General features: G+C 69.3%; 23 protein-coding genes and 3 tRNA genes. 13 read left to right on the top strand and 13 right to left on the bottom strand.

Annotation, left to right across the window (positions count from 1 at the left end; all coding sequences use genetic code 11):
- Positions 1-11 precede the first annotated feature (11 nt).
- The 3 genes from ACIPVN_RS07335 to ACIPVN_RS07325 form a co-directional block, all read right to left on the bottom strand.
- Positions 12-1,406 carry a cell division initiation protein gene (locus ACIPVN_RS07335; RefSeq protein WP_400441451.1) on the bottom strand — a complete coding sequence of 465 codons (1,395 nt, stop codon included), beginning with the start codon at positions 1,404-1,406 and terminating at the stop codon, positions 12-14.
- A 179-nt stretch (positions 1,407-1,585) separates the two neighbouring features.
- Positions 1,586-2,107: a hypothetical protein gene (locus tag ACIPVN_RS07330; protein ID WP_400441448.1), complete on the bottom strand. Its 522-nt coding sequence runs from the start codon at positions 2,105-2,107 to the stop codon at positions 1,586-1,588.
- Positions 2,108-2,159: 52 nt separating this feature from the next.
- The gene (locus ACIPVN_RS07325) at positions 2,160-2,462 is read right to left on the bottom strand and encodes a hypothetical protein (protein WP_400441445.1); all 303 of its coding nucleotides are present in this window, start codon (positions 2,460-2,462) and stop codon (positions 2,160-2,162) included.
- A 127-nt stretch (positions 2,463-2,589) separates the two neighbouring features.
- On the opposite strand from ACIPVN_RS07325, the gene ACIPVN_RS07320 reads away from it, so the two are divergent.
- Entirely contained in the window at positions 2,590-3,918 is a 1,329-nt protein-coding gene (locus tag ACIPVN_RS07320) for a peptidoglycan DD-metalloendopeptidase family protein (RefSeq protein WP_400441442.1), read from the top strand.
- Positions 3,919-3,930: 12 nt separating this feature from the next.
- Here ACIPVN_RS07320 and ACIPVN_RS07315 read toward each other — a convergent pair whose 3' ends face one another.
- From ACIPVN_RS07315 to ACIPVN_RS07285, 7 genes are all read right to left on the bottom strand, one after another.
- Positions 3,931-4,851, bottom strand: coding sequence for an AEC family transporter (locus ACIPVN_RS07315; protein ID WP_400441439.1), 921 nt, complete (start codon positions 4,849-4,851; stop codon positions 3,931-3,933).
- A gap of 116 nt (positions 4,852-4,967) precedes the next feature.
- On the bottom strand, positions 4,968-6,947 hold the full coding sequence (locus ACIPVN_RS07310; RefSeq protein ID WP_400441437.1) for a S1 family peptidase: 1,980 nt from the start codon (positions 6,945-6,947) through the stop codon (positions 4,968-4,970).
- Between the two features lie 177 nt (positions 6,948-7,124).
- A complete protein-coding gene (locus ACIPVN_RS07305; RefSeq protein ID WP_400441434.1) occupies positions 7,125-8,525 on the bottom strand; it encodes a threonine/serine exporter ThrE family protein in 1,401 nt (466 codons plus the stop codon).
- Positions 8,526-8,546: 21 nt separating this feature from the next.
- A complete protein-coding gene (locus ACIPVN_RS07300; RefSeq protein WP_400441431.1) occupies positions 8,547-9,188 on the bottom strand; it encodes a hypothetical protein in 642 nt (213 codons plus the stop codon).
- Positions 9,189-9,405: 217 nt separating this feature from the next.
- Positions 9,406-9,478 (bottom strand) — tRNA-Phe (locus ACIPVN_RS07295).
- 69 nt (positions 9,479-9,547) lie between these two features.
- Positions 9,548-9,621: transfer RNA gene (locus tag ACIPVN_RS07290), tRNA-Asp, on the bottom strand.
- 26 nt (positions 9,622-9,647) lie between these two features.
- A tRNA-Glu gene (locus tag ACIPVN_RS07285) sits at positions 9,648-9,723 on the bottom strand.
- Positions 9,724-9,932: 209 nt separating this feature from the next.
- Between ACIPVN_RS07285 and ACIPVN_RS07280 the strand changes: the two genes are divergently transcribed.
- Entirely contained in the window at positions 9,933-11,300 is a 1,368-nt protein-coding gene (locus tag ACIPVN_RS07280; protein WP_400441428.1) for a M23 family metallopeptidase, read from the top strand.
- A gap of 82 nt (positions 11,301-11,382) precedes the next feature.
- Here the strand turns inward: ACIPVN_RS07280 and ACIPVN_RS07275 are convergent, their stop codons facing one another.
- The gene (locus ACIPVN_RS07275; RefSeq protein WP_045254862.1) at positions 11,383-11,874 is read right to left on the bottom strand and encodes an inorganic diphosphatase; all 492 of its coding nucleotides are present in this window, start codon (positions 11,872-11,874) and stop codon (positions 11,383-11,385) included.
- Positions 11,875-11,920: 46 nt separating this feature from the next.
- A complete protein-coding gene (locus tag ACIPVN_RS07270; protein WP_400441425.1) occupies positions 11,921-12,586 on the bottom strand; it encodes a TMEM175 family protein in 666 nt (221 codons plus the stop codon).
- Positions 12,587-12,654: 68 nt separating this feature from the next.
- Between ACIPVN_RS07270 and tilS the strand changes: the two genes are divergently transcribed.
- Entirely contained in the window at positions 12,655-13,647 is a 993-nt protein-coding gene (tilS, locus tag ACIPVN_RS07265) for a tRNA lysidine(34) synthetase TilS (RefSeq protein WP_400441422.1), read from the top strand.
- Positions 13,648-13,669: 22 nt separating this feature from the next.
- On the opposite strand, the gene ACIPVN_RS07260 is transcribed toward tilS, so the two are convergent.
- Entirely contained in the window at positions 13,670-14,206 is a 537-nt protein-coding gene (locus ACIPVN_RS07260; RefSeq protein WP_400441419.1) for a DUF937 domain-containing protein, read from the bottom strand.
- Positions 14,207-14,308: 102 nt separating this feature from the next.
- Here ACIPVN_RS07260 and hpt point away from each other — a divergent pair, with 102 nt between their 5' ends.
- The 10 genes from hpt to ACIPVN_RS07210 all read left to right on the top strand — a co-directional run bounded on the left by hpt (position 14,309) and on the right by ACIPVN_RS07210 (position 22,903).
- Complete coding sequence (gene hpt, locus ACIPVN_RS07255; RefSeq protein WP_247623476.1) at positions 14,309-14,860, top strand: hypoxanthine phosphoribosyltransferase; 552 nt, start codon at positions 14,309-14,311, stop codon at positions 14,858-14,860.
- Positions 14,861-14,924: 64 nt separating this feature from the next.
- Positions 14,925-16,922, top strand: coding sequence for an ATP-dependent zinc metalloprotease FtsH (gene ftsH / locus ACIPVN_RS07250; protein WP_400441415.1), 1,998 nt, complete (start codon positions 14,925-14,927; stop codon positions 16,920-16,922).
- Between the two features lie 2 nt (positions 16,923-16,924).
- Positions 16,925-17,524, top strand: a complete 600-nt coding sequence (gene folE / locus ACIPVN_RS07245) for a GTP cyclohydrolase I (RefSeq protein ID WP_400441413.1) — start codon at positions 16,925-16,927, stop codon at positions 17,522-17,524.
- Positions 17,521-18,324 (top strand): dihydropteroate synthase, encoded by an 804-nt coding sequence (gene folP / locus ACIPVN_RS07240; protein ID WP_400441410.1) that lies wholly within the window; start codon positions 17,521-17,523, stop codon positions 18,322-18,324. Before folE ends, folP begins: the two co-directional genes overlap by 4 nt.
- Before the next feature lie 44 nt (positions 18,325-18,368).
- Positions 18,369-18,755 carry a dihydroneopterin aldolase gene (folB, locus tag ACIPVN_RS07235; RefSeq protein WP_400441408.1) on the top strand — a complete coding sequence of 129 codons (387 nt, stop codon included), beginning with the start codon at positions 18,369-18,371 and terminating at the stop codon, positions 18,753-18,755.
- Positions 18,752-19,288, top strand: a complete 537-nt coding sequence (gene folK, locus ACIPVN_RS07230) for a 2-amino-4-hydroxy-6-hydroxymethyldihydropteridine diphosphokinase (RefSeq protein WP_400441405.1) — start codon at positions 18,752-18,754, stop codon at positions 19,286-19,288. Before folB ends, folK begins: the two co-directional genes overlap by 4 nt.
- Entirely contained in the window at positions 19,285-19,770 is a 486-nt protein-coding gene (locus ACIPVN_RS07225) for a DUF3180 domain-containing protein (RefSeq protein ID WP_400441402.1), read from the top strand. Before folK ends, ACIPVN_RS07225 begins: the two co-directional genes overlap by 4 nt.
- Positions 19,721-20,302, top strand: a complete 582-nt coding sequence (locus tag ACIPVN_RS07220) for a PH domain-containing protein (protein ID WP_400441400.1) — start codon at positions 19,721-19,723, stop codon at positions 20,300-20,302. Before ACIPVN_RS07225 ends, ACIPVN_RS07220 begins: the two co-directional genes overlap by 50 nt.
- A complete protein-coding gene (locus ACIPVN_RS07215) occupies positions 20,299-22,206 on the top strand; it encodes a PH domain-containing protein (RefSeq protein ID WP_400441397.1) in 1,908 nt (635 codons plus the stop codon). The genes ACIPVN_RS07220 and ACIPVN_RS07215 overlap by 4 nt, the downstream gene beginning before the upstream one ends.
- Before the next feature lie 4 nt (positions 22,207-22,210).
- On the top strand, positions 22,211-22,903 hold the full coding sequence (locus ACIPVN_RS07210) for a DUF2520 domain-containing protein (RefSeq protein ID WP_400443331.1): 693 nt from the start codon (positions 22,211-22,213) through the stop codon (positions 22,901-22,903).
- The last annotated feature ends 378 nt before the right edge of the window (positions 22,904-23,281 follow it).

Here is a 23,281-nt window from a genome sequence, read left to right as displayed (position 1 = left end):
TGCAGGGGTCGTCAGCGTGTCGAGTCGTCGTCGCTCTCGACGACCTCGATCGTGATCTTCTCGAGCGGACGCTCGTCGTCGATCGCCTCGTCGTCGAGCACTTCGTCACCCAGGAACTCCTCGACGGGCTCGTCGTCGATCGTGGCGACCTCGCCGAGCGACGCGGTCGAGCCGCCCTCGTCGGAGAAGATGCCGTCGGGGCGGATGAGCTCGCGCACCTCGGCCATGAAGCTCGTCAGCTGCTGCTGCTGCCAGCGCAGCTGGCGCGTACGGTCTTCCGCATCCCGCAGCACCGTGTTGGTGTGGGTCGTGACGGCGTCGACGATCTTCTGCGACTTCACCCGTGCACGGTCGAGAGTCTCGCGGGCGCGGACCTGGGCGTCGGCCTCGATGGACTGCGCCTGCGAACGCATGAGGCGCTCGTAGTCGTCGGCCTTCGCCGAGATGCGCTGGGCGTGGTCGAGAGAGGCGGATACCTGCTCGTTCGCATCGCTCGTGATGCGCTCGGCGTGGGCGACGGCCTGGTTGTGCAGCACGAGGAACTCCTGCTGGGCGTCGTCCTGGCGACGGGTCAACGTCTCCTCGAACTCGAGCACGCGGGCGTTCATCTCGCGCACCTCGCGCTCGGCGTCGGCACGCAGCTGCGTGGTCTCGCGGGTGACGAGCGAGCGCAGCGCGGCCGCGCCCTTCTCCGCCTCGGTGCGGATGGCAGTTGCCTCCTGCGAGGCCTGGTTGACCTTCTCGGCGGCGTGAGCGGCCTCGCGCTCGATGCGCGCCTCGTGGGCCGTGTACTCGGTGTCGATCTTGAGGCGCACCTGGTCGGCATCGCGTTCGGCCTGGGAGATGATGCGGGCGACGTCTGCTTCGGCTTCGGCGCGCTGGGCGGCGACCTCTTCGCGGGCGGCGGCCATGAGGCGGTCGGCCTGCACCGCGGCGTTCTGGATCAGGACGTTCGCCTGCTCCTCGGCCACGCGCAGGATCGCCTCGAACTGCTGGCGCGACGGCGCCTCCTCCCCGTCCGGGGCGGGGGCGTCGACGAGCTCGGAGGTGAGCGTCGCGACCTGCTGCTCGGTCTCGGCGACCTTCGCCTTCAGAGCGGTCAGCTCGCTCTGGAGCTCTTCGCGCGCGGCGCTCTCGTCCGACTTCAGTGCGTCGATCGCGTCGGCGTGACGCACCTCGGCGTCGGCCAGGTCGGCGTTCGCCTGCTGCAGCTGGTTGCGCAGCGTCGACAGAGCGGAGTCGACCTCCGCCTTGTCGTAGCCGCGGAAACCGATCGTGAACGCCGCCGGAGACGACGAGGAGCCCTGCGAAGAGGAGGCTGCGGGCGGCGTGGTCTCGATCAGCTGGTCGAAGAAGTCGGGGGAGCGGTCGCCGCTGCGGTCTTCGGACTCGGAGGATTCGCTCATGGTTCGTGCCTTTCTGGGGCAGGTCCGTGAGGACCGGGGAGGGATCGTGAGGGCCGATGCCGCGACAGCCGCTGCGAGCCGCTGTCGCCGTCGGAGTCCAGCCTAGTTGCGTCGGGTGGCAGTTGCGTGCCCGATTCGCCCGGCACGAAACGGTGAAGCCACCCCGGGCGAGGGGGCGGTCAGCTGTCGAGTGCCCAGCGGGCGTTCTTGGGGTCGAGCAGGTGGCCGCGGAGGTACTCGAGGTGCGGCCCCTCCGACACGGTGACCCCGCGCGCCTCGGCGACGGTCGAGATGCGCGTGCGCAGGTCCTGCCAGAGCGAGACGGTCTGCGGGAAGCCCATGTACTCGCGGAAGGTCTCGACCTGTACGCGTGTGCCGGCGGGATCGGGCACCAGGCGCACGATCGTGTCATCGGGCTCGACGAAGCGGATGCCGAATCCGCCGTCTGCGCGCTCCGGGAAGTCTATGGGCTTCTTGCCCGCGGCCTCGGCGACGATCTGACGTGCCGCATCTTCGGGAGCGTGGATGACGACGGTCGTTCCGAACTCGACGAGCACGTTCACCAATTGCTTCGCGGCGAACCTGCGTCCGGCGTTCTCACCGGCGGCCGAGGCCTTGCGGTTCGCCCACCTCCTGATGAAGGGGCCGCCGATGATGAGCACGACGACGAGAATGCCGAGGAGGATGAGTGTCGGGTCCACGGCCACAGCGTAGCGGGCGCGTGCGATCGGGTCGCGCGCACCGATATTTCGGCTAGCTCGACAGCACGTGGTCGAGCACCAGCTCGCCGCTGGCGTTCAGGTGCTGCATCAGTTCGGCGATCCGCCGCGGGTCGACGGTGGGCGGCTGCTCCTCGTCGAACCCGAACTGCAGCGGGATGGCCGGATGGATCCAGACGGTCGCCCGCTTGTTGGGGCCGCCGTCACGGGGTACCCACGTCATCATGAAGCTCTCCTGCCGGCGAAGCTTCGTCGCGATGATGATCTTGAGATGCGCGAGCGTCACGTCCTCGATGATGATCGGGTCGGAAGTGCCGTCGTACCTGAGCCTGCCCATAGAAGAACCGTACTTCTTATTCGGGGAATATCACGCCGATGTCCGCGACGAATTCCTGTCGCGCTGATACCGTGACGGCGGGGGACATCATGTCCGCTGGGGCCGAACGACCACGGGAGAGCGCGACATGAAGCGACAGTCACGCTTGCGGCGCGCCCGCACCGGTGTTCTGGCACTCCTGGCGGTGGTGATCGTTTCCTTCTTCCCGTCGCTCACGACGTCGGCGCCGGCATCCGCTGCCACCGACGGGCAGATGGTCTATCCCTCGTCGGGGAACATCCAGTCCAAGGTCGGCGACGGATGCCGAAACAACTATCGCAAGCACGACGGCATCGATATCGGCGGAGGCGGCGGAACACCGATCCTGGCCGCCTACGACGGCGTGATCAAGGCGCGCACGGCGAACAGCGGTTACGGCAACTACGTCGACATCGAACATCCCGGCGGCTACGTCACCCGCTACGGGCACATGGCCGCACCCGGTCTGCAGGCGGCCGGCACGCGCGTCAGCCGCGGCCAGCAGATCGGCGTCGTCGGCAAGACCGGTGCCACGGACGCCTACCACCTGCACTTCGAGGTGTGGCGCAACGGCAGTGTGTACAGCGCGATCAACAACGGCTTCACGTGCCTGACGAACGTCACGCGCGGCGGATTCATCCCGATGAACTTCCCCGGCCTCGGAACGCCGGTCAACCCCAAGGTGCTGACGGCCGACTACAACCGCGACGGCAGGGCCGACCTCGTCGGTGTGGCCGCCGACGGCGACCTCCACTTCCTCGGCGGAAACGGCACCGCGGCGCTCAAGCCGCGCGTCGTCATCACGTCGGGGTGGGCGGGCCGCGGACATATCGCGCACGGTGACCTCAACAACGACGGCCACTCCGACCTCATCGTGGTCCGCAACGACGGGACCCTGGAGTTCTACGGCGGCAGTCCCGCGGCCGGTGGCGGCTTCGCCTCCCAGCGCGACATCGCGACCGGCTGGGGCGGGCTGCTGCATCTCGTCTCCGGTGCCGACTACACCGGAGACGGACTCCACGACGTCATCGCCGTTCGTCCGGACGGCAACATGACGATTCATCTCGGTGACGGCAAGGGCGGTCTGTCGGGTCAGACGCGTCCCGGCGGACCGGAGTGGAATTCGATGGTCTATCTCGTGGGCGGCGACTTCGACCGCGACGGCCGGGGCGACCTCATCGCCATCGACGCGGGCGGCACCCAGTACTTCTACCCGGGCATTCCCAACGGCTTCGCCGCACGGCAGATCGTCGGGCGCGGATGGACCGGGTTCACGGCCATGACCGGCGGCGTCGACTACAACGGCGACGGTCGCCCCGACCTCGTCGCGCGGATGGCCAACGGCGACCTTCGCGTCTACCCCGGAGGCGGGAACGGCGGGTTCGGCGCCTCCTACGTCATCGGCACCGGCTTCGGTTCGTACCTGCAGATCGAGTGACCGCGAGCCGCGTCAGCCGAGCAGAAGCATGATCAGGAGCAGCACAGGCAGGCATCCGATCGTCGTCAGGAAGACGGTGTCGCGGGAGATCGGCTCGCCGACGCCGTAGCGCTGCGAGTAGTTGAACACGTTCTGCGCGGTCGGCAGAGCCGCGAGCACCGTCACGATCAACACCTCGTGGGCGGTGAGCCCGAACACGTACTGGGCGAAGACCCACGCGACCAGCGGCATGACCGCCAGCTTCAGGATGCTCGCCACGACGACGTCGCGTCGATGCCCCTGCGTGCCGAGAACGCGCTGGCCGTGCAGCGACATGCCATAGCTGATGAGGAGCACCGGCACAGCGGCATCCGCGATCAACTGCGCGGGTGCGAGGACGATCTCGGGGAGCCGCAGGCCCGTGACCGAGACGAGGGTGCCGAGGAGGGCGCCGATGATGATCGGATTCGTGGCGGTGCGCAGCAGCGTGCGGCGCAGCGAGGTGCGCTCGGCCGTCGCGGCGTCGAGGATCGTGAGCGAGAGGGGAGTGAAGACCAGCAGCTGCAGGAGGATGACCGGCGCGGGGAACGCCGCGCTCCCCAGCAGGTAGAGCGAGAGGGGCAGGCCGATGTTGTTCGAATTGACCTGTCCGGCCGACAGTGCGCCGATCGTCGTCTCGGCCACCGACCGACGCCAGACGAAGCGCGCGACAAGCGTGTGGATCAGGATCACGACGACCGCGGCGATCGCGGACACCGGCAGCAGCGACGAGAACAGCATCGTCGCATCGGCGTGCGCGAGAACCGTGAAGAGCAGGAACGGCGAGAGCACGAAGAACACCAGGCGGCTCAGCACCGGTCGGGCGTGTTCGCCGAGCAGATCGATCCGTGCCAGCACGTAGCCGACGATGATCGCCACGCCCACCACGACGAATCCGGTGAGCGTCTCGAGCATTCTCCGAGCGTATCGAGGTGCCGCGGGGTGGACGAATCCGGGGGCGCACGGGGAAACACGTCGGGCGGTGCGAGCCGGAGCCCGCACCGCCCGACGGCGATCAGATCAGAATCGGATCAGAGGGTGTTGCGCGTCCGCATCCGACGCACCACCAGCAGCGCAGCCCCGAGCAGGAGCAGGCCGGCGGCCGTCACCACGTACGGCGACGGGTCGGTCATACCGGTGTTGGCGAGCGAACCGGGGGTGTTGTCCGCGCCACCCGCACCGCCGCCGGTGGCCGGGGCCTCGGCGACCGCGTACGCGACCGTGGTGCTGTTGCTCTGGCCGTTGACGGTCTGCGTGACGACGAGAGTGAACTCGCCCGCCTGGGCGGTGAGCGGAACGCTCCATGCGCCGTCGGCGACGGTGGTGGCGCCGGCATCCGCACCGTTCAGCGTGACGCTGATCGCGGCTTCGTCGATTCCCGTGCCGTTCGCCGACGTCGGGGCGCTGGCGAAGGCGTAGGCGCCACCGGCCAGCGGTGCGTCGACGACCGGTGCGGTCGGGATCACGGCGAAGGCCGAGGTCGCCGCTGCCGAGGTGACGCCGTCGATCTCCTGCGTGGCGGTGATCGAGTAGGCGTCGATGCCGAGGTCGACCTCGACGCTCCAGGTGCCGTCCTCGCCGACGGTCGTCTCGTCGGTGACATCGCCGGTCAGGCTGACCGTCGCGCCGATCTCTCCCGTGCCGGAGATCTCAGTGACCTCGCCGACGATGCGGTCGCCGTTCACCGGGGAGGTGAACGACGGAGCGCCCGGGAGCACAGCGACCGCGAACGGCGTCGCTGCAGATTCGTTGAAGCCGTTGCGCACGATCGCGCTGAACTCGTACTCGCCCACCTCGGGCGGTGCGGGGAACGACCAGTTGCCGTTGCCGTCGATCGGAACCTCGAAGGGTGCGCCCTCGGCCTGGGTGACGACGAGCGTCTGACCGGGCGCACCGGTGCCGGTGATGGCGCCGCCGATGCCGACCTGAGCCGGAGAGGTGACGGTCGGGGCATCGACGTAGAGAGCGACGGTGTAACCGCCGGTGTAGGAGAGGGCGTTCTGCAGGTCGGCCGCGAACATGATGGGCTGGCCGTTCTGTGTGGTGCCACCCGAGAGGATGCCGACGGCGGTGTTGCCCTGGAAGACGGCGCCTCCCGAGTCGCCCTCTGCCGAAGCGACGTTCGTCACGAAGCCGTAGACCTGGCGCCCGCTGACGTTCGCCCAGCCTCCGACCTCGAGGACCTGGCCGGAGGTGAAGCCGGTCGTGCGACCCGATTTCGTCACGGCGCCGTCGACAGCGGCGCTACCGACGGCGCGAACCGGGATGGTCGCGGCCGAGAGATCCTCGGTCGCGGACGTGGTCCAGTTCGTGACCTCGGGGAGGGTCGTCAGGCTGGGGTTCACGATGTCCCAGGCAGAAACATCGGTCGAGCTCAGGTCGTTCGGGTTGCCGGACGTGCCGTGGGTGTTGCCCGGTCCGCCGTACTGCGAGAACGCGAGCTCGGCGAGACCGTACGTCACCTCGACGTCGGAGTTGTCGGGGTTGCCGCCGCCGGCCTGGTCACCGCTCGGCAGGGTGAGGGCGCTTACCGAATACAGGCCGTCACCGGTGCAGTGGCCCGCGGAAACGACCGCGGGGTCGCCGGCAGGCGACCACGCGGAGAAACCGACCGAGCAGAGCCCGCCGGGACCGGTGGGGTTGGTCGGGTCGAAGGCGAAGTAGCCGGCGCCACCGACGACATCGGTGTCGGCATGGGATTCGAAGGGGGCATCGATCACCTTGACGACGACGTTCGAGTGGCTCTCGACGAAGGCATCCGCCTCAGCGTCCAGAGTCTCGGGCGCCGTCGTGGTGTAGACGACGACCTGACCCTCGGCGTTCGTGGCGACGGCTTCGACGCCCTCGTTCGTGAGCAGCTGCTTGGCGTTCGCATCGAAGGTCGCGCCGCTCGTCGGGGCCGCGACGTCTTCGTCGGCCGTGGCTACCGTGGGGATCAGCGCGCCGGACAGCGCGAGGATGATGGCCGCGGTGGTTCCGCCCGCCAGCACTCTTCTCTTATTGGGGGTCATCTTCTCGTCTCGATATTCGTAGTGCAGGTGATCGACGGCGCGCACGAAAGCGCTTGCGCGCGCCCGGGGACACGCCCAACCTAGTCAACCTGTGAGCGCGCTGTATGCGGGGCGGGCGATATATTGCGCGAATTGTCATTGGGGAGAAGTGCCCATACCGCGCGACGAAACGGCCGGTCAGCGGCGGGTACGCGCTCGCGTCTTCGTGACGCTGCCCAGCGTCGCGCGCACCGGAGTTCCGAGGTAGAGGCCCAGCGAGGCGCCCGAGGCGAGACCGATACCGATGACGGCGGCATCGATCAGCGAGCCGCCCGCACCGACGACGCCCATGCTGGTGCCGCCGTTGTGCACCATCTCGAGCAACCCCTGGAAGACCGCGACTCCGGGCACGAGCGGCACGATCGCCGCGGTCGTCACCGCCACCGACGGAACGTGCAGATTGTGGGCGATCAGCACGCCCACGAAGCTCGCGAGCAGGGCGCCGATCGCGCTCGCCGCGGCCGGGTGCAGATTGAGGGCGACGGATGCCGAGTAGCCGGCGATCGTGATGGCGCTGAGCAGAGCGCTGACGAGGATGATGCGGATGCCGGCGCCGTTGAAGACGGCCACCGCGACGGCGATGATGATCGCCCCGGCGAAGACGCCGAGCAGAGGACCGAACGGCGCGGGGTCGTCGGGCAGGTCCATCGTGAACCCGAGCACGCTGCCGAGCTCGAGGCCCACGAGGATGCCGATGACCACGCCGAGGGTCTGCATCGTGAGGTCGAGGATGCGGCCGCCGGCGGTGAGCGCGAACCCGTCGATCGCATCCTGCGCGGCGCCGACGACGGTGAGTCCGGCGAGCATGAGCACGATACCCGAGGCGACGATGATCGAGGGGCGGATGCCGACGAACGGCTCGATCCCGGCGGACCCGAGCGCGGAGACGGCGACCGCGACCACCGTCGTGACGAAGCCTCCGGCGATCTGGCTGAAGAAGAGGGGAACGCGCACGCGCGCGAGACCCGCCTGGGTGAGCGCCGCGGCGAGAGCAGCGATGAAGGTGAGTCCTACGATGAGCGGCGATGCGCCGAGCAGGATGCTGACGCCGACGGCGAGCAGGGCGCGGGCGACGACGACCACCGCCTGCTGGTAGCGGAACGGCACGCGCCGGATGACCCGGAACGCGGTGCGCGCGGATTCCAGATCGAGCCCCGCTTCGATGTCGGCGACGAGCGCCTGCACCCGTTGCAGCTTGGAGTGGTCGGGGGCGGCGACCCGCACGACGCGCAGCAGCGTCTCGGGCCACACCTCGCCGCTCAGGTGGAACGAGACGGTGACCGAGTTGTAGGTGACGTCGACCTGCACGCCCTTGAGGGCATAAGCCTCGCAGACGCGGGTGATCGCGAGCGTGACCTCGTGGGCCGAAGCTCCGACAGCGAACATCGACTCCCCGATGCGCGTCGCGAGGTCGAGCACGCGGGGCACCGTGCGCTCGTCGATGATGGGCATGGCCTCGGTGTGCGCGACGTTCGAGGGATCGTTGTGCAGGATCCGCTGCATCGAGGCGAGCAGCCGCCGGCGGGAGTTCGAGGACATGTCTCCATCCTCTCGCCCGGGTCAGACGAACGATGCCAGCGCGCGCCGATAGGCCGCGCTGTCGGCGCGCGTTGCGGCGGTGGTGAGCAGTGCGTTGTCGCCGATGCGGCGGGTGTGCTCGCCTCGGCAGGGGATCGTGACGATGGTCGTGAGCCCGGCCCGCCAGGCGGGGATGAGTGCTTCGAGGTCACGATGCTCGGGATTGTCGGCGAGGGTGCGCGGGCGCGCGGCGGCGCGCTCCTCGGGCGTCGAGCGCTCACGCTGGGTGTAGGAGGGGTCGTCGAACGCTTCGTCGCCGAACTCGTCGCGCCAGGTCGGGCCGATGATGTGATGGAGCAGTTCGGTGCGGCCAGGATCGCCAGGCTTCATGGCGATGAGTCGCGCGTGTCCCTCGTGGTCCTGCTCGCGACCGGCGTGAGCGGAGGCCGCACGCCAAAGTCGCGTCCACGCACTCTCCCAGCGCGCGCGCGTCGCGGCGTCGGGGCTCGTCGAAGCCGGGGAAGGGGTGCGGGCGAGAAGCGGCGGAAGGTCATCGCCGGCGGGCTGAAGTCCGTGTGCCTCTCGTAGCCAGAGGAGCTCGTAGAGTGCCCACGGCGAATCTTGGACGCGGATGACCATGTCGTGCGGCCAGGGGTTACCGGGGATCGGGTTCACGGATCGCATCGGAGAAGTACACCCGAGACCGACAGGCGTCGCAAGGGCTCCTGTGGTTCCGGTCGCGCGAGTGGCTGATATCAGCGCTCAGGACAGCCGTTCGTGCGACCGGAAAGGCTGGCGCGGCCGTTCGCGCGACGAGAACGCGGATGCCGGGGAAAAGCAAAACCCCCGCCATGTAGAAGCTAGGCGAGGGTTTCTGGGCTGATTGTAATGATCAGCCGTGTGGCTCCGACCGGCATCGATCCGGTGACCTTTCGATTTTCAGTCGAACGCTCTACCAACTGAGCTACAGAGCCGCGCGACCGGCGAACCTGTCGCGTCCTAGACGAAGAGCCCTCTCCGAAGAAAGAGCTCATCGCACGGAGCGACCCTGACGGGACTTGAACCCGCGACCTCCGCCGTGACAGGGCGGCACGCTAACCAACTGCGCTACAGGGCCATACTTGTTTTCAATTATATCGGACGTGGTGACCCCAACGGGATTCGAACCCGTGCTACCGCCGTGAAAGGGCGGCGTCCTAGGCCGCTAAACGATGGGGCCGAGTCAGTCCCGGGGGACTTCCTTGCCGACGCTCAAGCATAAGCGATAGTCGGGGCAAATCGCGAATCGAGGGCGAGTCAGCGCGCTCCCGGGCGTGTTCCGCGAGACCATGTACCCGTCAGCATGCCCTTCGACCCACCTGCGCGCCCTGGTGCGCATGTGAAAGTTGTTGTTACTGTGACATGTGTGAAACCGGCGGAAGGGGCCGTGTGAACGACCAGATCACGACGGATGCCGCAGCAGCTGCAGCATCCGAGGAATGCGGCTGCGCGCCCACGCCCGCCGAGCGAGCCGCGCTGTGGAAGCAGAGCGTCAGCCGTCGCGGCGCGCTCGGGCTCGGCGCGCTCAGCGTCGTCGCGCTCAGCGCCTTCGGGGTCACCTCCGGCGTCTCCGCCGCCTACGCCGCGTCGTACCCGAGCTGGGACGACGTGCAGCGCGCCAAGAACAACGAAGCCGCCAAGGGCGCGGAGATCAAGCGCATCGAGGGGCTGATCAACTCCCTCACCCAGAAGGTCGCGCAGACCCAGGCCGCCGCACAGACCGCCTCCGACGAGTTCTACACCGCCCAGCAGGACTACTTCGCCGCGATCGCCGAGGCCGAAACCCTTCAGGGGAAGGCCGACGAGCAGGCGGGCATCGCCGACCAGTCGGCTCGCAAGGCCGGCCAGGTCGCCGCGCAGCTCTACCGCAACGGCGGCGATGACACGTCGCTCGAGCTGTTCTTCGCCGGGTCCGCCGCCAATGCCGACGAACTGCTGTCGCGCCTCGGCACGATGGACAAGCTCCTCGAATACAACCAGTCCGTCTACGACGACGCCGTCGCCGCCCGCAACTCCGCCCAGTCGCTCAGCGACCAGGCCAAGGTCGCGCGCGACGAGCGCGACCGCCTGGCGAAGATCGCCGAGCAGAAGATGGTCGCCGCTCAGCAGGCGGCGGATGCCGCTCAGGCCGCTCTCGAAGAGCAGTCGGCGAACCTCACCACGATGCAGGCGCAGCTCGCCGCGCTCAAGGACGCGACGACGAAGACGGTCGCCGGGTACCAGGCCGGTGTCGCGGCTCGAGAAGCCGAGGAGAAGAAGCGCCGGGAGCGCGAGGCCGCCGAAGCGGCGGCGAACGCCGGAGGCAACAGCGGCGGCGGAGGCACGCCGGCCGGAAGCGGCAGCGGCTGGGTGCGTCCGCACGGCGGCTACCGCAGCTCGGGCTACGGCCCCCGCTCGCAGCAGTGCAATGCGAACGGATGCTCGTCGAGCTGGCACTACGGCATCGACCTCGCCAACGGCTGCGGTGCGGCCATCTACGCCGCGTACCAGGGAACCGTGGTCTACGCGGCCCGGAACGGCGGGTACGGCAACTACATCAAGATCGAGCACGGTACCGGCGTCGCGACCGGGTACGCGCACATCCGTGACGGTGGCTTCGCCGTCAGCAGCGGCCAGTGGGTCAACGCCGGCCAGGTCATCGCCTACGCCGGCAACACCGGTGGGTCGTTCGGCTGCCACCTCCACTACGAGGTCTACATCAACGGGGCCTACACGAACCCGGCCGACTTCATGGCTGCGCGGGGCATCTCGATCTGAGCATCCGCCCTCCCCGCATGCAGAAGACCCCCGGGCCGCTGAGCGGAACCGGGGGTCTTTCGCTTCGACAGGCTCGGAGGGGTCAGTGACCCTGCTCGCCGAAGCGGACGATCGCCTCGTCGAGGATGCGCTCGGCCTCGGCCTTGTCGCCCCACGCGTCGACCTTGACCCACTTGTTGGGCTCGAGGTCCTTGTAGTGCTCGAAGAAGTGCGCGATCTCCTTCTTGGTGTACTCGGCGATGTCGTCGATGTCCTGGATGTGCGCCCAGCGCGGATCCTTCGACAGCACGGCGACGAGCTTGTCGTCTCCGCCGGCCTCATCGCTCATCTTGAGCACGGCGACGGGGCGCACCTCGACGACGACGCCCGGGTAGATGGCGTGGTCGAGCAGCACGAGCACGTCGAGCGGGTCGCCGTCCTCGCCGAGCGTGTTGTCGAAGTAGCCGTAGTCGGCGGGGTAGCCGAAGGTCGTGTAGAGCACGCGGTCGAGGTGCACTCGCCCGGTCTCGTGGTCGACCTCGTACTTCACGCGGCTGCCGCGCGGGATCTCGATGACGGCGTCGTGTGCGCCCATGCGTGTGCTCCTCGGGAGAAAAATCGGTTGGATGCCGCGGACAAGCCTACTCGGCGGGCCCCGGCGTCTGAACGCCGGTGTCGCGCGAGCGTCGGCGCGACACCCGATCGACCAGACGTGACACGGGCGCGTTCAGCAACAGGAGGAGGAGCGAGGCGTACCCGATCTCGGGAACGAGCACCGCGACGAGCAGCGCCGCGGCGAACAGGATGATCGCGGCGAGGTCGCCGAGCACCCCTGCTCGGTAGGTCGAGGGAGCCGCGGTCGAGAGCTCGGGGTGCCGTCCGAGATAGATGCCTCCGGCGAGCGTCGCGAGCTGCGTCGCGATGAGGGTGCCGATGTACACGACCTTCTGCAGCGGATCGGTGTCGATCTGCCCCAGCATGGCCGTCGGCACCGGCAGCCACACGATCGAGGCCATCCACGCCACGTTGATCCAGATGAGCGGTGTCGTGATCCGCTCGACATCGCGGTACTGGCTGTGGTGTCCCATCCAGAAGGTCGCGATGAGCAGGAAGCTCAGGGCGAAGCTCAGCAGCTGCCCCGAGTGCTCGTGGAAGAACGCCGCCGTCGTCAGCTTGCCGGAGGCGGCATCCGACACCGCCTCCATCAGCGGCAGGATGAGCAGCGTCATCGCGATCGCGACGACGGCGTCGACGAACGCCGAGAACCGCTCGGTGCGGAACGGCGTGGTGCGGTGCGGTGCGGTCACGGCGTCAGGATAGACCCGCCGCCGTGAGCGGCGCACGCCCCGCGGATGCCGTGCCCTAGCGTGGAGGGATGCCGTCACTCGACCCCGCCATCGCCGAGATCCGTCGCGCCGTGCGCACCGCACTGGCCGATCTGCCCGAGGGCGCCACCGTCGTGGTGGCACTGTCCGGGGGAGCGGACTCGCTGGCGCTCGCAGCCGCGGTCGCCTTCGAGGCGCCGAAGCTCGGCATCCGCACGACCGCCGTCACCGTCGATCACGCCCTGCAGGCGGGATCGGATGCCGTCGCCGCCCGAGCCGCTGAGCACGCGGACACCCTCGGCCTCGAGGCCCGCATCGCTCGGGTCGAGGTCATCGACGCCGCACAGGACGGTCCCGAAGCAGCCGCCCGGGTTGCGCGCTATCGGGCGCTGCGGGATGTCGCCGGCGAGGTCGGCGCGCGAGCGGTGCTGCTCGGCCACACGCTCGACGACCAGGCGGAGACCGTGCTGCTCGGACTCGCCCGCGGCGCCGGAGCGTCGAGCCTGCAGGGGATGGCGCCCGTCCGAGACGACGACGGTCTGCGCTGGATGCGCCCGTTGCTGACGGTGCGTCGCTCGACGACGCGTGCCTTCTGCGCGGCATCGGCTCTCGATGTCTGGGACGACCCGCACAACCTCGACGACCGATTCGCGCGGGTGCGGGTGCGGGAGCGCGTGCTCCCCGTGCTCGAGGCCGAGATCGGGCCGGGCATCGCCGAAGCCCTCGCGCGCACCGCCGAGCAGCTGCGCGAAGACGCCGAGGCGTTCGACGAGATGATCCACGAGACCATCGAGGACATCGTCGAGCACGCCGAAGCCGGCATCTCGGTGAGCGTCGCGGCGCTCGCGGCGAACCCGGCGGCCCTGCGCAATCGTGTGATCCGCCTCGTCGTCGACAGCGAGTTCGGGGTGAGCCTCACTCGGCTGCAGACGCTGGAGGTCGCGCGTCTGGTGACCGATTGGTCGGGTCAGGGGCCGATCGACCTGCCCGGGTGCGCCGCCGCCCGCCACGGGGGGCGCATCGTCTTCACGGCGCGCACCTGACCCGCGGCGGGTGGGGGCCGGTTTACTTCTTGCCGCCGAAGAGGCCGCCGACGATGCTGCCCAGATCGATACCGCCGTCGCCCGACTTGCCGCCGCCGCCGAGCAGGCCGCCGATGATGTCGCCGATCCCGCCGCCGCCCTGCGACTCTGTCGACGCGGATCCGCTCTTGCCCTTGCCGGCGTTCGCGATCAGACCCATCACGATCGGCGCGAGGATCGGCAGGAGCTTGCCGAAGTCGATGCCCGCGGTCTTGTCGGACTGCGTGAGCTTCTCGGTGACCTTCTTCTTCTCCTCGGCCCCGAGGATGTGCGAGACGATCTTGTCGCCGTCGGCCTGATCGATGTCATCGACCGAGGCGGCCCCGGTCGTCCCCTCGTGCTTCTTCAGCGCCTTCTGGATCGCCGCCGAACCCTCATCGGTCGAGGCGTTCTTCGAGAGCCCGCCGAGCAGCACCGCGCCGCCCTGCTCGACCGCGGTCTTCGCCTCGTCGTGCGAGACGCCCAGTCGCTTCGCGATGTCGTCGATCGGGACCTGCTTCAGGATGTCGTCGAGAGCCATGGGGATCCTTCCATCGGTGGGTGCCAGGCCGTTCACGGCCCAGGCTAGTGCGGATACCGGGGCGGGGGGAGGGGAGTGTCGTCGATCGCCTAAAATCGATCCATGCGCGCCACGGAAATCCAGGCTGACCTGTCCGAGATCCTCGTCACCGAAGAGCAGATCCTCGCCAAGCTCGACGAGCTGGCCCTGCGGGTCGCCGACGACTACGCGGGCAAGGACCTCATCCTGGTCGGCGTACTCAAGGGCGCGGTCATGGTGATGGCCGACTTCGCACGGGCGCTGCCCTTCCACGCGCCGATGGACTGGATGGCCGTGTCGAGCTACGGCGCGAGCACGAAGTCCAGCGGCGTCGTGCAGATCCGCAAGGACCTCGACACCGACCTGAACGGCAAGCACGTGCTCATCGTCGAGGACATCATCGACTCGGGTCTCACGCTCAGCTGGCTGCTCGAGAACTTCGAATCCCGCGGCGCCGAATCGATCGAGGTGCTCGCCCTGCTGCGCAAGCCGGAGGCGGCGAAGGTGGTCATCGACTGCAAGTACGTGGGCTTCGACATCCCCACCGACTTCGTCGTCGGCTACGGTCTCGATTTCGACGAGCGGTACCGCAACCTGCGCGACGTCGCGGTGCTCGCCCCGCACGTCTACTCCTGACGCGCTACGCCGTGGGTGAACGCACAGCAGGCGCCTAGTACGCGCGCGATACGCTGATCCGATCATGGATGTGAAGAAGCTCGGCAAGAATCCGCTGATCTACGTACTGGTGATCGGCCTGCTGCTGATCCTCGGGTTCGTGCTGGTCTCGAACATCGCGGCACCCAAGCAGATCACCACGCAGGAGGGTCTGAAGCTGCTCGGCGGCTCGACCGTCACCGAGGTGGTCAACACCGATGGCGACCAGCGCGTCGACCTCACGCTGTCGAAGCCCTTCGAGGGTGCCGACAAGGTGCAGTTCTACTACGTCGACGCCCGCGCCGACGAGGTGGTCACGGCGATCAACGACGCCGACCCCAAGGAGGGCTTCAACGACGCCGTGCCGCGCGCGACGTGGTTCGACGGGTTCCTCTCGCTCCTGCTCCCGCTCGTGCTGCTGGGCCTGCTGTTCTGGTGGCTGCTGTCGTCGATGCAGGGTGGCGGCGGAAAGGTCATGCAGTTCGGCAAGTCGAAGGCGAAGCTCGTCAACAAGGAGACCCCGACGGTCACCTTCGCCGACGTCGCCGGCGCCGACGAGGCCATCGAAGAGCTCCATGAGATCAAGGAGTTCCTGCAGGATCCCGCCAAGTTCCAGGCGATCGGCGCCCGCATCCCGAAGGGCGTGCTGCTGTACGGCCCTCCCGGAACCGGTAAGACACTCCTCGCCCGCGCCGTCGCCGGCGAGGCCGGCGCCCCGTTCTACTCGATCTCGGGCTCGGACTTCGTCGAGATGTTCGTCGGTGTCGGAGCCTCGCGTGTGCGCGACCTGTTCAACCAGGCCAAGGAGAACTCGCCGGCGATCATCTTCATCGATGAGATCGACGCCGTCGGTCGTCACCGCGGTGCCGGCATGGGCGGCGGCAACGACGAGCGCGAGCAGACGCTCAACCAGATGCTCGTCGAGATGGACGGCTTCGACCCGAACGCGAACGTCATCGTGATCGCGGCGACGAACCGCCCCGACATCCTCGACCCGGCGCTGCTGCGCCCCGGCCGCTTCGACCGCCAGATCGGTGTCGACGCTCCCGACCTCAAGGGCCGTCAGAAGATCCTCGAGGTGCACAGCAAGGGCAAGCCGCTCTCGCAGAGCGTCGACCTCGAGGTCGTCGCCCGCAAGACGCCGGGCTTCACCGGTGCCGACCTCGCGAACGTGCTGAACGAGGCGGCGCTCCTCACCGCCCGCTCGAACGCGCAGCTCATCGACAACCGCGCTCTCGACGAGGCGATCGACCGGGTCATCGCCGGTCCGCAGCGCCGCACCCGCGTGATGAAGGACCGCGAGAAGCTCATCACGGCCTACCACGAGGGTGGGCACGCGCTCGCCGCCGCGGCCATGAACTACACCGACCCGGTCACCAAGATCACGATCCTGCCGCGCGGCAAAGCCCTCGGCTACACGATGGTGCTGCCGCTCGAAGACAAGTACTCGGTCACGCGCAACGAGTTGCAGGACCAGCTCACGTACGCGATGGGCGGCCGCGTGGCCGAGGAGATCGTGTTCCACGACCCGACCACCGGGGCCTCGAACGACATCGAGAAGGCGACCTCGATCGCCCGCAAGATGGTCATCGAGTACGGCATGACGACCGAAGTCGGCCCGGTCAAGCTCGGCTCCGAGGGCGGCGACATGTTCGTCGCGCGCGACATGGGTCGCGGACGCGAATACTCCGAGAAGGTCGCCGAGCGCGTCGACGCCGAGGTGCGCGCGCTCATCGAGCAGGCGCACGACGAGGCCTACGAGGTGATCAGCGCGAACCGCGACATCCTCGATCGTCTCGCCCGGGCACTGCTCGAGGAGGAGACCCTCGACCACAACCAGATCGCCGAGATCTTCACCGAGATCCGCAAGCTGCCCGAGCGCCCGCTGTGGCTGTCGAGCTCCGACCGCCCGGTCTCGGACGTGCCGCCGATCGAGGTTCCGAAGAAGGTCGTGCCGGTGGCTGCGTCCGTCGAGGAGCCCTCGGCGACCGCCCGCGCGCAGGGACCCTCGGGAGCCACGAACCCGCGTCCCGCGACGGCCTGATCGTGAGCGTCGACAGGACGCGGATCGAGCGGCTGACGCGTGAGCTGCTCGAGGCGATCGGCGAAGATCCCGATCGTCCGGGTCTGCGGCAGACGCCGACGCGCATGGCAGAGCTGTACGCGGAGTTCTTCGGCGGCGTCGGTGAGGATGCCGCGGCTCCGCTCGAACGCACGATCAGTGTGACCCGGGGCCCGGCCCCCGACACCCTGCCCTCCGGCGCGGTACTGCTGCGCGACATCCGCTTCCGTTCGGTGTGCGAGCACCACCTGCTGCCCTTCGCCGGTCGCGCCCACCTCGCGTACCTGCCGGGGGAGCAGGTCGTGGGTCTCGGTGCGCTGGTGCGGGTCGTCGAGATCCTCGCCGCCCGCCCGCAGGTGCAGGAGCGACTGGGCGAGCAGATCGCCGACACGATCGCCGAGAACCTCGACACCCGCGGCGTGCTCGTCGTGCTCGACGCCAGCCACGGCTGCGTGACGATGCGAGGGGCTCGCCAGCCCGAGGCATCCACCCTCACCATCGCCGCCCGCGGCGTGTACGAGGACCCGATCGCGCGCGCCGAGCTCATCGCCCTCATCGGCACGTCGTCCGGCGCGCTCTCGTGACCGGCATCTGGGGCATCGTCAACGTCACGCCCGACTCGTTCAGCGACGGCGGGCGCTACCTCGACGTCGACTCCGCGGTCGCGCGGGGACTGAAGCTGCGCGCCGACGGCGCCACCGTGCTCGACATCGGCGGAGAGTCGACGCGTCCCGGCGCGGAGCGTGTGGATGCCGCCACCGAGCAGTCGCGGGTGATCCCGGTGATCGAGCAGCTCGCCGCGTCGGGCGTGGCCCTCAGCATCGACACCCTCAACGCCTCGACCGCCGCGGCGGCGGTGCGCGCCGGCGCGCGCATCGTCAACGACGTGTCGGGCGGGCTCGCCGATCCCGAGATGCGTGCGGCCGTCGCCGAGTCCGGTGCCGACTACGCGATCGGGCACTGGCGCGGGTTCTCCGACGACATGTACGCCCGAGCCGACTACCATCGCATCGCCCGCGAGGTCGCCGGTGAGCTGCAGGAGCGCATGGGCGAGGCCGCGGCGGCGGGCATCGCGCCGTCGAGGGTGATCCTCGACCCGGGTATCGGATTCGCGAAGGCGGGTGCCCAGAACTGGGAGCTGTTGCGGGGACTCGACGACATCGTCGGCCTGGGGCCGCGGGTGCTCATCGGCGCCTCGCGAAAGCGGTTCCTGGCCGAGACGCTCGGCCAGGCGGATGCCGACGTCACCGAGCAGCGTCGAGACCTCGCGACCGCCGTCACCAGCGCCCTCGCGCTGCGCGCCGGCGTGTGGGCGGTGCGCGTGCACGACGTCGCCGCGACCCGTGACGCGCTCGCGATCGCGCACGCCTGGGAAGGGCGCTGAGCACCGGCCACTGCGCCGTCGGTGCTCCCGCGTACGCTGGGATGATGGACTCCCTCGATGAGATCGTGCTGACCGGGCTGACGGTCTTCGGTCGGCACGGTGTGTACGACCACGAGCGTGCCGAGGGGCAGGAGTTCACGATCGACCTGCGTCTGCGTCTCGACCTCGCCCCGGCGGCGGCATCCGATGACGTGGTCGATACGGTGCACTACGGCGAGTTGGCGGAGAAGGTGGCGGCGATCGTCGCGGGAGAGCCCGTCGACCTGATCGAGACGCTCGCGTCGCGCATCGCCGACGCCGCCCTCGCCGACGAGCGGGTGCACGACGTCACCGTCACGGTGCACAAGCCGCATGCCCCCATTTCGCTCACGTTCGCCGATGTCGCGGTGACCCTCACCCGAGGGCGCGCCGTGGCAGGGGGTGCCGCATGAGCCGTAACCTCACCCGCCCGCCCGAGGTTCAGCCGCCGGGCCCCGGTCGCGAGCCGGTCACGGCCGTCGTCGCCCTCGGTGCCAACCTCGGCGACCGCCACGCCACGATCACCGCGGCGGCCCAGCGCATCGCGCGCCTTCCTCTGGTCACCGACGTGCGACTCTCTCCTCTTCACGAGACCGTCGCGCTCCGGCTCGACGGGCCCGACCCCGACGCGCCGGGCTACGTGAACGCGGTCGCTCTGGTGACCACGCGCCTCGCCCCCGAGATCCTTCTCGGCATGCTGCACGCCATCGAAGACGAGAACGGGCGCGAGCGTCACGAGCGCTGGGGCGACCGCACCCTCGATCTCGACCTCATCGCGTACGGCGACATGGTCTCCGATGACCCGCGCATCGTGCTGCCGCACCCGCGCGCCTTCGAGCGGCTCTTCGTGCTCGACCCCTGGCTCGACGTCGACCCCGATGCCGAACTCATCGGGCATGGCCGCATCGCCGACCTCGCCGCCGCGCTCCGCGCGCAGGGGGAATGATGCAGCGCACCTCCGCCGGGCTCCTCGTCATCCTCGCCGCCGTCGGCGCCGCACTCGGGTTCCTCCTCGATCAGCTCTTGACGGCGATGGGGCGAGCGACCTTCACCCCCTCGGTCTTCCTCCCCGTTCTGCTCGTGCTGATCGCCGCGGCGGCGCTGGCCGTGGCCTGGCCGGTGCGGCGCAGTGTGCGCACCGGCATCCGCATCGATCCGTTCCGCGCGCTCCGCGCCGCGACGCTGGCCCGCGCCTCGAGTCTGCTCGGAGCCCTGCTCGCGGGCTTCGGTGCGGGTCTCCTGGGCTTCCTCCTGACACGGCCGATCGATCCCCCGGTAGGGTCGACAGTGGCGATGATCGCCCTGATCGCGGGAGCAATCGTGCTCGTGGTCGCCGCCCTCGTCGCCGAACAGTTCTGCACCCTGCCGAAGGATCCTGATGACTCAGAGCCCAGAGAACGCGCCCCTGAACCCGGCCGAGGGCACTGACCTCGCCGCCCTCGACCAAGGGGTGTACACCTCTCTCCGTACCGCGCGCAGCGACGCCCGCCTCGAGCTCGACGGCACGTGGCACCAGATCTCGCCGCGCTACGCCGTCTCGCAGCTGCTGCAGAACGCGCTCCTGCTCGTCGTCGTGATCGTCGCCGCCGTCGTGCTGGCCCTCGTGCTGCACCAGAGCTGGGTGTGGATCCCCGGCGCCGTGCTTTCGCTGCTAATCGTGGCGACGATGATCATCCTGCCGCGGCAGGCGCGGGCGATCGGCTACATGCTGCGCGCCGACGACATCGTCTTCCGCAAGGGCATCCTCTGGCAGCGCATGATCGCCGTGCCCTACGGGCGCATGCAGCTCGTCGACATCACGCAGGGTCCGGTCGACCGCGGCTTCGGCATCTCGCAGCTCAAGATGGTGACCGCCGCGGCGACCACCGGCGTCCAGATCCCGGGCCTCACGCAGGCGGCGGCCGAAGCGCTGCGCGACACGCTCATCGAGGTCGCCGAGACCCGCCGGACCGGCCTGTGAGCGAGCCGCAGTTCCCCGCCCCGCCGACGCCAACGGGCGGCGCACCCGCGGACAAGACGGATACGTCGAACCTCGCCGACGGCGAATGGCATCGGATGCATCCGCTCACGCCCCTGTTCAAGGGCGGACTCGTGCTGCTGATCGTCGCGGGCATCACGGTCGCGAACCTGCGCGACCGGGTGATCGCCTGGTTCGTGAACATCACGACGCCGAGCGACACGCACTACAGCGACTACTCCTCGGGCGACCCGGTCGACTGGGTGCTCGAGAACAACCTGATCCTCATCGCCCTGCTGGCGGTGCTCGGGCTGCTGGTCGTGCTGGTCGCGATCTTCTGGTTCGTGTGGCGCTTCCAGCAGTTCCGCATCACCGGCGATCATGTCGAGGTGCGCAAGGGCATCATCTTCCGCTCGCACCGCCGCGCCCCGCTCGATCGCGTGCAGGGAGTCAACCTCACCCGTCCCTTCCCGGCGCGCATCATCGGCCTCGCCAAGCTCGAGGTCGTCGGCGCGGGAACCGACGCGAACGTCGAGCTCGAGTACCTCGCCACCCCGCGGGCCGAAGCCGTGCGCGCCGACATCCTGCGCCTGGCGTCCGGCGTGCGTGCGGCGCGGCGGGCTGCGGCATCCGGTGCGCCCGCCGCACCGACGACCGCGCGCGCCCAGCTCGTCGACTCGATGAATCACGGCGTCACGGGGCTCATCGCCGGCGTCGATCTCGAAGACGTGGCACCCGAGAGCGTCGTGAAGATCCCGACCGGTCGGCTGATCGGGTCGCAGCTGCTCGCGGGAGTGCTGTGGTTCGTCTTCTTCGCGCTGATCTTCGGGATCACGATGGGCTTCATGTTCTTCGGTGCCCTGCTCGACGGAGACGTGGGAGGCAGCTTCATCTCGTTGGGGCTCGCGCTCGGTATCGGCATCCCGCTGGTGATCGCCGTCGTCGGTATCACGTGGGCGCAGATCTCGAAGTCGCTCCGGTACTCGATCGCTCCGACGCCCGACGGTGTGCGCATCACCTACGGTCTGCTCACGACGGTCACCGAGACCCTGCCTCCGGGGCGGATCTTCGCGGTCGAGGTCACGCAGTCGCTGCTGTGGCGCCCGTTCGGCTGGTGGTCGATCAAGATCAACCGCATGAGCGGCAAGAGCGCCGCGCAGCAGTCGTCGGGCAGCGCCCAGCAGTTCAACATCGTGCTCCCGGTCGGCAAGCGGGCAGACGTCGAGCGTGTGCTCGGGTTGATCCTGCCCGACGTGCCGGCGTCCGACATCCCCCTCATCTGGGAGCACGGCATCCTCGGACCGGTCGAGGGCGACCCGTATCGCACGATGCCCCGTCGTGCGGGCTGGCGTCGCCCGCTCTCGTGGAAGCGCCACGGGTACACGGTCACCGACTTCGGACTGATCCTGCGTCGCGGCGTCCTCTGGCGCAAGCTCGCGGTGTTCCCGCTCGCACGGCTGCAGGGCGTCTCGCTCTCGCAGGGCCCCATCGATCGCGCGCAGCGTGTCAGCGGCGCGCAGGTGCACACGGTGCCCGGTCCGATCCACGGCATCCTCTCGGGCCTCGAGCGCGACGACGCCCTCGCCCTGATCGGCGACGTCTCGAGTCGGGCCGCTGCAGCCGCCGCGCGCGACACCTCGCACCGCTGGAGCGAGCATGCAGGAGATGCGGATGCGGGAGAAGCGGGTGCCGCCGTCGTGGGTGCGCCCGCGCCTCCAGCGTCTGCGCCGGTGCCTCCGCCGTACGCAGGGCAGCCCGGGACCGGTGCGGGTGCGCCGGCGGTGCCGCCACCGACTTCGGCTGCACCGCCGGCCCCGCCCGCGCCTTCGGCCTCGCCTGCACCTCAGCCGCCGGCACCGACCGCGCCTGCTGCACCGCCCGTACCCCCGGCGCCGACGGAGGAGTGACGTGGTGGAGCGCGACGGACGCCTCGGCGTCGGGATCATCGGCGCGGGCCTCGTGGGACCGGTCATCGGCGCGGCCCTCGGCGGCGCCGGGCACGCCGTCGTGGGGATCACGAGCGGATCCGACGACGAGCGAGCGTCGGCCGTGTTGCCGGATGTGCCCGTGCTCGATGCACTCGAGGTCGTGCGCCGTGCCGAGCTCGTGGTGATCGCGGTGCCGCACGACCAGTTGGAGTCGCTCGTCGCCGGCATCGCCGAGGTCGGCGGGTGGCAGATCGGCCAGCTCGTGCTGCACACCGATCCCGCCTTCGGCATCGAGGTACTGCGTCCGGCGGCCGAGAAGGGGGCGATCCCGCTCGCCGTGCACCCGGCGATCACGTTCACCGGATCCTCGATCGATCTGCGTCAGTTGCAGGCGGGGTTCGCTGCGGTCACCGCTCCGGCGGCTGTCCTCCCGATCGCCCAGGCCCTCGCCGTCGAGATCGGTTGCGAGCCGGTCGTCGTCGCCGAGGCCGATCGCGCCGCCTACGCCGATGCGATCCAGACGGCCACCGAATTCTCGCGCTCGATCATCGGGCAGGCCACCGGACGCCTGCGCGAGATCGGCATCGACAACCCGGGCGGCTACCTCTCGGCGCTCGTGCAGTCCACCGTCGAACGGGCTCTGCGCGAAGCATCCGATCCTCCGCCCCTGCTCTGACCGGCGCCCCGCGATCCTCGACCGTGAGGGGTCACGACACGCCCTATCCGGGGTGCGGGACGCGGCGTGTCTTGACCTCTCGCGATCAGGGGAGGGGAGAGCAGACGCCAGTGACCGCTTCCTCCCCCGAGGGGCGCGTGGTACGGAGGAGATCGCGCGTTGCGGAGGTGCGTGCGCGGCATCCGCTCCTGCATAGCGTGCGTCCTCCTGCATAGCGTGCGTCCACTGCACTGCGTGCGCACGGCGGCCGCCGCGACGCGCGCATGGGGCAACCTTCCGCATCTCTGTGTGAGTGAGGACGCGAGGGGTCACAACATGCCGTGAGCGCACTGTGCGTTGAGGCGTGTCTTGACCCCTCGGAAAGGGGGGAAGGGGTGA

Source organism: Microbacterium sp. NPDC090003, assembly GCF_044748385.1.
Taxonomy (GTDB): domain Bacteria; phylum Actinomycetota; class Actinomycetes; order Actinomycetales; family Microbacteriaceae; genus Microbacterium.
Note: the sequence above shows the minus strand (reverse complement) of the source record. Positions and strands in the feature narration are given on the sequence as shown.